Origin of the sequence: Halopelagius longus (assembly GCF_900100875.1) — an archaeon.
In the GTDB taxonomy this organism is placed as follows: domain Archaea; phylum Halobacteriota; class Halobacteria; order Halobacteriales; family Haloferacaceae; genus Halopelagius; species Halopelagius longus.
On the sequence record NZ_FNKQ01000001.1, the window covers coordinates 107928 to 120115 of the forward strand.

At 66.8% G+C, this 12188-nt stretch carries 8 protein-coding genes; 2 read left to right on the forward strand and 6 right to left on the reverse strand.

What is annotated here, in order from left to right; translation table 11 throughout:
• Positions 1 to 71: 71 nt before the first annotated feature.
• Positions 72 to 3410 carry a PAS domain S-box protein gene (locus tag BLS11_RS00515; RefSeq protein WP_092531435.1) on the reverse strand — a complete coding sequence of 1113 codons (3339 nt, stop codon included), beginning with the start codon at positions 3408 to 3410 and terminating at the stop codon, positions 72 to 74.
• A gap of 212 nt (positions 3411 to 3622) precedes the next feature.
• Here BLS11_RS00515 and BLS11_RS00520 point away from each other — a divergent pair, with 212 nt between their 5' ends.
• Both BLS11_RS00520 and BLS11_RS00525 read left to right on the forward strand, forming a co-directional pair.
• Positions 3623 to 5431, forward strand: a complete 1809-nt coding sequence (locus tag BLS11_RS00520) for an SLC13 family permease (protein ID WP_092534347.1) — start codon at positions 3623 to 3625, stop codon at positions 5429 to 5431.
• Positions 5432 to 5501: 70 nt separating this feature from the next.
• The gene (locus BLS11_RS00525; protein ID WP_092531437.1) at positions 5502 to 6272 is read left to right on the forward strand and encodes an SDR family oxidoreductase; all 771 of its coding nucleotides are present in this window, start codon (positions 5502 to 5504) and stop codon (positions 6270 to 6272) included.
• Positions 6273 to 6360: 88 nt separating this feature from the next.
• Here the strand turns inward: BLS11_RS00525 and BLS11_RS00530 are convergent, their stop codons facing one another.
• From BLS11_RS00530 to glpK, 5 genes are all read right to left on the reverse strand, one after another.
• Positions 6361 to 7593: an MBL fold metallo-hydrolase gene (locus BLS11_RS00530; protein WP_092531439.1), complete on the reverse strand. Its 1233-nt coding sequence runs from the start codon at positions 7591 to 7593 to the stop codon at positions 6361 to 6363.
• A 66-nt stretch (positions 7594 to 7659) separates the two neighbouring features.
• Complete coding sequence (locus BLS11_RS00535) at positions 7660 to 7971, reverse strand: DdfA family disk-determining factor (protein ID WP_175454336.1); 312 nt, start codon at positions 7969 to 7971, stop codon at positions 7660 to 7662.
• A gap of 123 nt (positions 7972 to 8094) precedes the next feature.
• A complete protein-coding gene (locus BLS11_RS00540; RefSeq protein WP_092531441.1) occupies positions 8095 to 9270 on the reverse strand; it encodes a Cdc6/Cdc18 family protein in 1176 nt (391 codons plus the stop codon).
• Positions 9271 to 9352: 82 nt separating this feature from the next.
• Entirely contained in the window at positions 9353 to 10396 is a 1044-nt protein-coding gene (locus BLS11_RS00545) for a DUF7973 family transport facilitator (protein ID WP_092534353.1), read from the reverse strand.
• Between the two features lie 2 nt (positions 10397 to 10398).
• A complete protein-coding gene (glpK, locus tag BLS11_RS00550) occupies positions 10399 to 11937 on the reverse strand; it encodes a glycerol kinase GlpK (RefSeq protein ID WP_092531443.1) in 1539 nt (512 codons plus the stop codon).
• Between the last annotated feature and the right edge of the window lie 251 nt (positions 11938 to 12188).

The window sequence follows — 12188 nt, forward strand, 5'->3', positions numbered from 1 at the left end:
CTCGGTGACTCTGACGGAGCCGCATGAATCCGCCGTTCGCGCGCTGCGGCGGCGCTCGAACGCCGGGCGGACTACTCTCTGGCGTCCGGGAACCGACACGAGAACGTCGCTCCCTCGCCGGGTTCCGACTCGACCCGGATGTCGCCGCCGTGTCGCTCGACGATGCGCCGACAGAGCGCGAGTCCGATACCGGTGCCGGGCAGTTCGTCGTTCGTGTGCAGGCGTCGGAACACCTCGAAGATACGGTCTTGACTGTCCGGGTCGATGCCGATACCCTCGTCGCGCACCGAGACGACCCAGCTCTCGCCGTCGCGCTCTGCGGTGACTTCGACCTGCGGCGGTTCGTCGCCGCTGTACTGGATCGCGTTACCCAGCAGGTTCTGGAAGAGTTGGCGGAGCTGGCTGGCGTCGCCCTCGACGGTCGGGAGTCGCTCGACGGCGACGTCGGCGTCGCTCTCGGCTATCCGCATCTGAAGGTCCGCGCGGACGTGCCCGAGAACGTCGTTCAGATCGACCGGATCGAACGGATCTCCCTGCGTTTCGATTCGCGAGTACGTGAGCAGTCCGTCTATCATCTCGCGCATCCGCTCTGCGCCGTCGACGGCGAACCCGAGGAACTCCTCGCCGTCTTCGTCCAATCGGTCGCCGTACCGCCGTTCTATCAACTTGAGGTAGCTCGTGACCATCCGGAGCGGTTCCTGCAGGTCGTGGGAGGCGACGTACGCGAACTGCTCTAAGCGCTCGTTCGACTCCTCGAGTTTCCGGCGGTACTCCCGCCGTTCGGTCACGTCCTGCAGCATCAGCATCCCCGCGTACACCTCGTCGTCGGCGTTCCGGACGGGGAGCGTGTGCGCCAACAGCGACTTCCCGTGGTACTCCACCTCGAACGTCCGGGACTCGCCGTCGAAGACGGCGCGGAAGTGGGGTCGTATCTCCTCGACTAACTCCTCGGAGTAGCGCTCGGCGATGTTCGTTCCGACCACCTCCTCGGGGGAGATTCCGAGTTCGGTCAGCATCTCGCCGCCGGCGACGGTGTAGGTCAGACTCTCGTCGAACAGCCCGACCGCTCCGTTCGGGAAGTGCTCGACGAGCGTCCGGTACCGCCGTTCGCTCTCCTCTAAGGCGCGCTCTCTGGCCCTCCGTTCGGTGATGTCGCGCGCGACGCCGATGCGCTCGCGGCTGTCGCCCGGAAGCAGCGCGAACGTCGCCTCCGCGGGAACGCGGCGTCCGTCGGCCGTTCGTATCTCCCCTTCCATCACCGGTTCGTCGACGCCCCCCTCCTTCAACGCCGTCTCCATCTCCGCCGCGCGTTCGGCGGTGTCGTCCGCGACGACCAACGAGACGGGGGAGCCGAGCAGTTCGTCCCGAGCGTAGCCGGTCAGCTTCGTGTACGCCTCGTTGACCATCGTGAACCGGCCGTCGGCGTCCACCGCGTAGATGCCGTCCTCGACGGTTTCGACTATCGTCTCGTACTTCTCCAACTCTCGCTCGCGTTCGGCGCGTTCGGAGACGTCTCGAACCACTCCGCACCGGCCGTACGTGTCGCCGTCCGGGAAGGGGGAGATGCGACTCTCGACGGGGGCCGTCCCGCCCGAACTCGTCCGCAGGTCGAATTCGACCTTCGGGAGCGTTCGCTCGCCGTCCAGTACGTCCTCGATTAACTCCTCCGCCCGGGCCGTCACCGACTCGTCGTGGACTATCGCCGCGGGCTCTCCGAGCAGTTCCTCGCGGTCGTAGCCGACCATCTCGCAGAACGCGTCGTTGACCATGATGAACCGCGAGTCGGCGTCCACCGCGTAGATGCCGTCGCCGACGGTTTCCACGATGGCCTCGTACTGCTCCAGCGTCCGTTCGCGCTTCTTCCGCTCCGTCACGTCGCGGAAGTACACGGAGATGCCGGTCTCGGAGGGGTAGAGGTTCGCCTCGACCCAGAAGTCGAGCGTGTCGTAGTACAGCTCGTAACTGGTCGCCTCTTGGGAACGCCTCGCCGTCTGGAAGGCGTCCCAGACGTCGTCGATTTCGGCGGCTGAGGGGAACACGTCCCACAGCGTCTCGCCGAGCAGTTCCGACTCGGAGCGCTGGAGCAGTTCCTCGGCGCGTTCGTTGACGTGCGTGAGGCGGAACTCTTCGTCGACGGCGTAGAACGCGTCGGAGATTCGGCTGAGGATGCGCTGGAGTTCGCTCTGCAGTTCCTGTTCGCGTTCGCGCTGTTCGGTCGCATCGCGCGTCACCTTCAGGTATCCGCGGTGAGTCCCGTCGTCGCCGCGAACGGCGGTGAGGGTCACGTTCGCCCAGAACCGGCTCCCGTCCGCCCTGACGCGCCACCCCTCGTCCTCGATCACTCCCTCCTCCGTCGCCCGTTCGAGGTTCCGTTCGGGGACGCCGGCCGCCCTATCCTCCTCGGTGTAGAACGTCGAGACGTGCTCGCCGACTATCTCCGCGCGGTCGTAGCCTTTGATCCTCTCTGCGCCCTCGTTCCAACTTGCGACGCGGCCCTCGGCGTCCAGACGGACGATGGCGTACTCCTCGACGGCGCAGACCAGCGACCGAAACTGCGCTTCGGTCTCCTTGCGGGCGTCCTCGGACTCCGCTCTGTCCGTGATGTCGTAGTAGAGCTCGATTCGTCCCCCCGCGTACTGCCCCGACGCTATCGGCTTGCTGTAGTGTTCGAGCCACCGACCCTCGCGTCCCTCGCCTTCGGTGACCCGGAACTCGAACTGCTCGATGTAGCTGTTGTCCGCGTACGCCGCGCGGATGTTCTCCTCGAACCGTTCGGAGTCTACGACCCTCTCTTTGACCGTCTCCCGGATGACCTCCCGTTTGTCCCGCCCGACGACGTCGTCCCGGTCGAGGCCGAAGTACTCCTCTGCGGTCTCGTCGGCCCACGCGACGCGGAACTCGTCGTCGAGGACGAACACGCCGATGTCCGCCTCGTCGAGGACGGTGCTGACCGACTCGGGGGACGCGGGCGACGAATCGAGCGCATCCGGGCGGTCCGTCTCCGAACGGTCGCGGACGACCCCGACGCTCCCCCGGAACTCGCCGTCCTCCAGTAGCGGGTTGACCCGGAGTTCGCAGGGGACCGTGCCGCCGTCGGCGGTTCGGACGCCGAGTTCGAGGGGGACGGCTTCGCGGCTCTCCGACTCGGCTCGGCGCGCGACCGCCCGCTTCACCCGGTCTGCGTCGTCGTCCGTCAGGAGGACGGTGACGCGTTCGCCGAGGAGTTCCTCCCGAGCGAACCCGGTCGTCTCGACGAGTTCGTCGCTCACCGCGACGAACCGCCCCTCGGCGTCGAGGTGGTAGATGCCGTCGCCGAGCGTATCGAGGAGCGTCTGATACCGCCGGCGTGCTACGTCGTCGTCGGCATCCGCCCAGAATGCCCCCTCGGTAGCGTCCGATTTGGTACTCATTGCACTGTAGAGTATCTTAACCGAGTTAAACTGCGCGTCGCCCCGGAGCGCTCTCCGTTCGGTTCGCACTCGAACGTGCCCCGCCTACCGACGGCAGACGGTCGAGGCGGATACCACTCCTTTTTCCGTCGGAAGCGTCTCCTCTCGGTATGCCTTTTTCCTCGGCGTTCTCGCCGATTCAGAGCGTGGCTTCGACGCCGGTGACGGCCGAGATGCTCGTCGTCTTCGCGCTCATCCTTCTGGCGCTCGTTCTGTTCGCCACCGAGTGGTTTCCTATCGACGTCACGGCCATCCTCGTGATGGTCCTCTTGATGGTCCTCGAACCGTGGACGCAGATATCGCCTCAAGAGGGCATCTCCGGGTTCGCCAACCCGGCCACGATAACCGTGCTCGCGATGCTCATCCTGAGCACCGGGATCAACCGGACCGGCATCGTCCAGTTGATCGGCCGGAAGATGGCCGCGTTCGCCGGGACCAGCCGGACCAAGCAGCTCGCCGCCACCGTCGGCGTCACCGGCCCCGTCTCGGGGTTCATCAACAACACGCCCGTCGTCGCCATCCTCGTGCCGGTCATCTCCGACCTCGCACACGAGGGGAAGACGTCGCCGTCGAAGCTGCTCATGCCGCTTTCGTTCGCGTCGATGCTCGGCGGGACGCTGACGCTCATCGGCACCTCGACGAACATCCTCGCGAGCGACATCGCGGCGCAGCTCGGCGCGGAGTCGCCCGAGCTCGGTCTCTCGGCGTTCGGGATGTTCGAGTTCACGAAGCTCGGCGTCGTCGTCTTCGCCGTCGGCGCACTCTACCTCATGACGGTCGGCGTCCGGCTGATTCCCGAGCGGATTCCGGCCGACGAGGACTTAGTCGAGGAGTACGCCCTGCAGGCGTACCTCGCGGACGTTGTCGTCCCCGCGAACTCGTCGTTCACCGGCCAGACCGTCGAGGAGGCGTTCGGCGACGACGAACTCGACATCGACGCCCTCCAGTTGGTCCGCTACGGGGAGCGCTTCGACGAACCGCTCGCCCGCAAGGAGATTCACGAGAACGACACGCTCCGCCTCAGAACGAACCGGGACACGCTCGAACGCATCATCGACGCGGAGGGTCTCACGTTCGCGGGCGGGCCGCAGAGCGAAGACGACCTGCACTCCGAGGACGAGGACCCCGTCCTCGTGGAAGTCGTCGTCCCGTCGGGGTCGTTCCTCGTCGGCGAGACGCTCTCCAGTTCGACCTTCCGGCAACGGTACGACGCGAACGTCCTCGCCTTCCGCTCCCGCGGCGAAGTCGTCCGCGACCGGTTCGAGGACATCCGCATCCGGGTCGGCGACACGCTGTTGGTGCAGGCCCCGTCGGACAGCCTCTCCCGTCTCGTCCAGAACGAGGACTTCATCGTCGCCCACGAGTTCGACGAGACGACGTACCGGACGGAGAAGATTCCGTTCGCAGTCGCCATCATCGCCGGCGTCGTCGCGCTTCCGGCGTTGAACGTCCTCCCGATAGTCGTCTCGGCGCTCGCGGGGGTGGTCGCGATGGTGTTCACCGGCGTCTTGGAACCGACCGAACTGTACTCCTCCGTCGAGTGGAACGTCATCTTCCTGCTCGCGGGCGTCATCCCCCTCGGCATCGCCCTCCAGCAGACGGGGGCCGCCGCGCTTCTCGGCAGCGCCGTCGCCTCGACGGCGACGTTCCTGCCGGCAATCGGGGTCCTCTGGGTGTTCTACCTCGCGACGGGCCTGCTGACGAGCGTTATCAGCAACAACGCCAGCGTCGTGCTGATGATTCCCGTCGCCGCCAACGCCGCCCAGTCCATCGGCGCGAACGCCTTCGCGTTCGTCCTCGCGGTGACGTTCGCCGCCTCGACGGCGTTCATGACGCCCGTCGGCTACCAGACGAACCTCTTCGTCTACGGCCCCGGCGGCTACACGTTCTCGGACTTCCTCCGCGTCGGCGCGCCGTTACAGTTTCTCCTGTCGGTCGTCACGGTGCTCGGCATCGCGTTCTTCTGGGGTCTCGGCGCGTAGGTCGCGGCCCAGTCGTTTCGTCGGCGGCCGCGAGCCGAACACTTAACCGGTCTTGAGCGATCTTTGACACGTGAGCGATCTTCTAGACGGACGAACGAGCGTCGTAACGGGTGCCGCGAGCGGTATCGGCCGCGCCATCGCGCTTTCGTTCGCAGAGCACGGTGCGGACGTCGTCGTCGCGGACATCCGCGAGGAACCGCGCGAGGGGGGAGCGCCGACCCACGAACGCATCGCGGAGGAGACGGACGCGTCGGCCGTCTACGTCGACTGCGACGTGAGCGAGCGTACCCAACTCGAGGAGGCCGTCGAGGCCGCCGAGGAGTTCGGCGGTATCGACGTGATGGTCAACAACGCCGGGTTCGCCTTGGGGACGCCGTTCCTCGAGGTGACCGAGGAAGAGTACGACCGGTTGATGGACGTCAACCTCAAGGGCGCGTTCTTCGGGGCGCAGGTGGCGGCCGAGCGGATGGTAGAGAACGGCGGCGGCACCATCATCAACATCTCCAGCGTCGAGGGACTGCAGGGGGCCGGCGGCACCACACCGTACAGCACCTCCAAGGGAGGGGTTCGGCTCCTGACGTACTCGCTGGCCGACGAACTCGGCGGCGAGGGGATTCGCGTGAACGCCATCCACCCCGGACTCATCCGAACGACCCTCACCGAGCAGTCCGGACTCGTCGGCGGAGACGCCGAAGAGGCGCTCCTTCGGCAGATTCCGCAGGGGCGCGTCGGCGAACCCGAAGACGTGGCCGGCGGCGCGGTGTTCCTCGCGAGCGACCTCTCCGACTACGCCAACGGGGAGTCGCTCGTCCTCGACGGCGGCCTCACGAGTACGCTCTGAGGAGAGCGACCGCTCCGGCGGCGTACATATATCGAAGCGGGCCGGAGGTGACGTAAGTCGCGGGCGGACGCGTCCCGCCGGACGACACCTACACCGTGACGGCGTCGCCGATGTCCGGCGCGGCAGCGTCGAACCCGTCCGCTCTTAGTTCCTCGGCGAACGCCGCACAGCGGTCGCCGTGGTTGACGAGGACGCGACTGTCGCGGTAGGAGTCGAGCAGGCTCAACAGGCCCTCTCGGTCTGCGTGCGCCGAGAAGTCGTACCACTCCACCTGCGCGCTGACGGGCATCACGCGCCCGTCGAGTTCCGCCCGCCCCGACTCCAGCAGTTCGCGCCCGGGCGTCCCCTCGACCTGATACCCCGTGAGTGCGACTTTGTTCGTCGGACTCGACCGTATCGCCGGCACGTAGGTCATCGCCGGTCCGCCCGAGAGCATCCCGCTGGTCGTCACGATGACCGTGTTCTGCGCGGCGATGCGTTTCCGCTGTCCGTCCCGGCCGGTGACGAAGCGAGCGTTCGACTTCGCGCGACGGAGCGCTTCGGGGTCCCTGACGTACTCGGGGTGTTGGCGGAGCATCCGCGTGATTCGCTTGCCCATGCCGTCGACGTAGCAGTCGATGTCGTTGGCCTCGCAGACCAGAAGCATCTCCTGGGTCCGACCGATGGCGAACGCGGGCACGACGACGGTGCCGCCGTCCCACACCGTCGTCTCGACGCTCTCGACGAACTGCTCCTCGATTCGTCGGCGCGGGTCGTGGTCCACGTCCGAATAGGTGCTCTCGCAGATGACCGCGTCGGCGTCGGGGCGCGCGGTTGAGGCCGACACCAACCGCTGGTCGTCGGTGTGGAAGTCGGCGGTGTAGAACAGGCGCGTCTCGCCGTCGTCCACGAGGACGTGGGCGCTTCCGGGGATGTGGCCGGCGTCGAAGAAGGTCACCTCGTGGCCCGCCGCCTCGAACGTCTCGCGGTAGCCGTGCGTCTCCGACACCTGCGTGACGCGCTTTACCTCCGCCTCCGTGAACGGGCAGTTGTAACTCCCGCCGTGAAGTTTGAGCGTGTCGCGGGCGAGCGTCAGCGCCAGTTCGCGCGTCGGCGGCGTCCAGTGTATCGGCGGCCGCCGGTCGCCCGACAGGAGCGAGGGAATCGACCCGACGTGGTCGAGGTGGCCGTGACTGACGACGACGGCCTCCGGGTCGGGCGCGTCCACCGGAAACTGCGGCGGATTCCCGGTGAGTATCCCGTAATCGAGGAGGAGACGGTCGTTGACGAGGATGGCGCTCCGCCCAACCTCGCGCGCGCCGCCCAGAAACCGAATGTCCATCACCGGACGGTAGCCGGCCGAGCCGTTTGGATTCGTCGCTTCCGCTCGGGCGTCCTCGACGGAGGGCTACTCGCGCCGACCGGCGCGTTCCGCTTCGACGACGTCGATGTCTCCGCGACTGGTGACCGTGACCCGCGCGCCGCCGTAGCGGAAGGTGACGCTCCCGCCGTCGATGGTCCCGTCGCCGACGGGCGAGAACAGGGCGTTCAACGCGTCGGCGTCGATGCGTTCGGCCAACGGTTCCAGTTCGAGGGGGTCCACGCCGCGGAACGCCGCGACGGCTTCCACGACGCGGAGGCAGACCGGGTCGTCCCGCGAGAAGTACCGGCCCGAATCTTCGTCGGACGACCGCCCGCCGGATGGTGAGTGTGACGACATGAGTGTGCTCGAACGGGACGCTCCGCCCGTTCGGCGGGCGTGTTCGACCGTTCTATTCGGACGGCTCGGAGGCTAACGGTATAACCATTTTCGTCAATACGTTATCCACTCGGCGCGTAGTGGTTAGTTCGCCGTCCGCGTCTCGACGGCCGTCAGACGCTCGAACGCACGCGTGGGGAAGCGCGGTTCGACCCTGCTCGGGGGCCGTCCCGCCCCGTTCGACTCGTCGGCTTGGACGCGCGCGACCACGTCCTGTTCCGCGAGTTCGTACAGGTAGCGCCGGATGGTGCTCGCCGACAGCGACGACCGGGAGGCGAGTGCGTCCGCCGTCTTCTGCACCGAGGAGCGCTCGGACTCGTCGAGTTCCAGCAGGTAGCGCAGCACCTCCTGTCTGTTCTCCGCGAGGGCGAGGACGCGCCCGAGGGAGACGCAGGGCCGGGGCACCGAGTCCATCCCCGCCCGGAGGTGGTCCTCCTCGACGACGGTGGCCCCGTCGTCTAACGCGGCGTCGACGGTGCCGAGAAGCGCCGCGAGGGAGTCGTGGGCGTCGCCCTCCGCCCACGTCGCCAGCGTGCGAATCTGGTCGTGCGTCACCGCGTCGCGCGCCAACCCCGCGGTGGTCCGACTGGTGAGGATGTCCGTCACCTCCGCGCGGTGGTAGCGCGGCACTTCGACCGTCGGTGCGTCGGACACCGCCTCCGGCGCGCCCCCGGGACTCGCCCGCCCGACGGCCACCACCGACACGTCGCGGGACCACTCGTCGCGTTCGCGCGCCAACCACTCCAGAAGCGAGGGGTCCACCTCGTCTACGTGGTCGAGTGCGACGACGAGCGACTGCGTTCGGAGGGACTTCCGAATCCGCCCGCGCAGTTCGTCGGTGGAGAGTCCCCGCCGGGGGACGGACTCGTCGGTCGATTCGTCGAGCAGTCGGTGGTAGAACTCGAACTCGCTGGTCGCCGTCCGGACGTCCACGTACGCGAACGTGGTGCCGGATTCGCTTCCGCTTCGCGTCGTCGTCTGGATGGTGTTCGTCGGCGAGGAGAGATGTCGAGAGAGGTGGCGGAACAGCGCCGTCACGACGGCGGACTTCCCGCACCCCGAGGGGCCGTGGACGTACACGTCCTCGGGCGTCTCCCCGTCGAAGACGGGGTCGAGTCGGTCCAGCAGTCGCTCGATGGTCGCCCCGCGTCCCACCGGGCTCTCCGGGTGCCACACGGGACTCAACGCGCTCTCGTCGACGAGTAATCGCCGTCGTTCCCCCCGACGTTTCCGCTGGAGGATTCGGTCTTCGATGTTCATTCAGTCGAATCGTATTCCGACTAACCGCCGCTTACGTTGGCTGTGCTACGGTATCGCCGCTAATAAATTTGCGAGGGACCGGCTACATTCCGAGCGTCGCGACCCACGAACTGTCGGGGAAGACGCCGACGGCGTACAGCACGAACACGAGGAACGTCCCGAAGACGATGGCCGCCGCGGGCGGGTCCCAGTGGGTGTCGCCGTGCGCGTAGAAGACGCGCTGGAACAGTTCGCCGAACAGCGCGCAGGCGAGGCCGAAGACGCCGGCCACGATGAGTGCCGCCGCGACCGACCCCTCGCTCCCGCCCGCGGTGAACGCGAGCGCCGCCGTCGCGGCGGGCAGCGTGATGTGGTGGGTGACGGGGAACCGCTCGACGCCGAGGTTCAAGAAGAGGAGCGACGCCGCGCTGATACCGAACACGAGGAACGCGCTTCCCGTCGCCACGCCGATGTACCCGCCGAAGATGCCGCCGACGACACCGATAGCCGCGACGTTCGGCCACTGGTACTGCTGGGGGAGCCACGGTTCGACCGCCAGACGGTTCGTCTCGTGGCCGCCGTCGGCCACCGCACCGCCCGAGGGCGCGCTGTCGGTGGTTCGGAGCTCTTCCCGCTCGAAGGGGCTCATGTCGAGGATGTTCTTCCCGCGGACTTTCCCGATGACGTCGTAGCCGAGGATGAGCCGGTGGAACAGCGCCGAGAGGACGACGCCCATCGCGATGTGGTCGTACGGCATGTTGAACGAGGCCGAAATCACCGTCAGCCAGTGGCCGAGGATGCCGAACACGCCGCCGACCGCGAGCACGTCGGGTTTCGTCCCGAGTGCGAAGGAGATGTCCTTGGCGTTGTGGTAGTCGAAGCCCGACTGCATGTAGCCGCGCTTGGCGGCGTACGCCGCGGCGGCCGCGCCGCCCGCGAAACTGATGGCGGGCGAGAACGGCGCACCGAACGCGACGGAGTCCGTGATAGCGGCCGCGTCCGCGTTGGCTATCTTCGCCGCCTCGCCGGCGATGACCATGAAGCCGGTGAAGACGAAGGCCGGAAGCGCACCGACCGCGGCCCCGAACGCCCCGCCCGCGAAGGCGGCGATGAGCATCTCTATCGACCAGAGTTCGGCGAGCGCCACGTTCACTCACCTCCGTCGCGGGCCCAGTCGAGCGACCGTTCGACGGCGTCCGTCCAGCGACCGTAGCGCTGTTCGACGTCGCCGGGACTCTCCGGTTGGAACTCGCTGTCGACGTGCCAGTTGTCGCGGAGTTCGTCCACCGTCTCCCAGTAGCCGACGGCCAGTCCGGCGGCGTAGGCGGCACCGAGCGCAGTCGTCTCGTCGACGACCGGACGAGCGATGTCGGTGCCGACGATGTTGGCCTGCAGTTGACAGAGGAAGTTGTTCTTCACCGCGCCGCCGTCCACGCGGAGTGTCGTCAGGTCGATACCCGAGTCCGACTCCATCGCCTCCGCGACGTCGCGCGTCTGGAACGCGATGGATTCGAGCACCGCGCGGACGACGTGTTCGCGGCGGGTGCCGCGCGTCATGCCGACGATGGTGCCGCGGGCGCGTTGGTCCCAGTGGGGTGCACCGAGACCGGCGAACGCGGGCACGAAGTAGACGCCGTCCGTCGAATCGACCGACCGAGCGAGCTCTTCGGTCTCGGCGGCGTCGTCGATGAGCGTCATGTCTTCGAGCCACTCGATCGCCGCGCCCGTGATGAAGATGGAGCCTTCGAGGGCGTACTTCACGGGTTCGCCGGAGCGCTGGAAGCCGACGGTCGTCAGCAGACCGTGTTCGCTCTCGACGGCCTCGTCGCCGGTGTTCATCAGCATGAACGACCCCGTCCCGTAGGTGTTCTTCGCGTCGCCCTCGTCGAAGCAAGTCTGGCCGAACAGCGCCGCCTGCTGGTCGCCGAGTGCGCCGGCGACCGGAACTTCAGCGCCGAGGAAGCCGTCGGCGTCGGTGTAGCCGTAATGGTTCTCGTCGGAGGAGGGACGAACCTCGGGCAGAATCGCCTCGGGGACGCCGAACTCTTCGAGGAGTTCTTCGTCCCAGTCCATCTCGTGGATGTTGAAAAGCATCGTCCGCGAGGCGTTCGTCACGTCCGTGATGTGCTCGCCGGTGAGCTTGTAGATGAGCCACGAGTCGATGGTGCCGAACAGCAACTCGCCCTGCTCGGCCCTGTCGCGGACGTCGTCGGGCCGCATCCGCTGGAGCTTTATCTGGTCCGTGTTGTCGAGCAGCCACTCGGCTTTCGTCGCCGAGAAGTACGCGTCCGGTTCGAGACCGGTCTTCTCTCGAATCCACCCCTCTTTGCCTTCGTCTTGGAGCTGTTCGACGCGGTCCGTGGTGCGTCGGTCCTGCCAGACGATGGCGTTGTGGATGGGCTTGCCCGACTCGCGGTCCCAGATGAGCGTCGTCTCGCGTTGGTTCGTGATGCCGATGGCGTCCAACTGCTCGGAGCCGATTCCCGCCTCGGTGAGCGCCGCGTCGATGACCTCCTTCGTGTTCTCCCAGATCTCCTGCGGCTTGTGCTCCACCCAGCCGGGCTCCGGATACACCTGTTCGTGTTTCTGGTACGCGTTCGCTACTACCTGTCCGTCGTGGTCGAACACCATGAACCGGGTTCCGGTCGTCCCCTGGTCGATGGCACCGATGTATCGTTCTTCACTCATCGTTCTCAGTCCCGCGACGCAACTTTACCGATAGCGCCGCACTACCAATAACAATACAGTAAGATAATTATAAACCTTACCATCAGTTCACGGTTCATCCGCGATTCGAGGTGGTCACAATGCGGTAATATCGGCTCTCTCGCGGGCGTACTAGCGAATTGGTGCACGATGGCCGTCATGTCGAATCGCCCCGACGGTCGGCGCCTCTCTTGCCTATAGCTAATCGTTCGCTCGTTAGCCTATTCTTTACT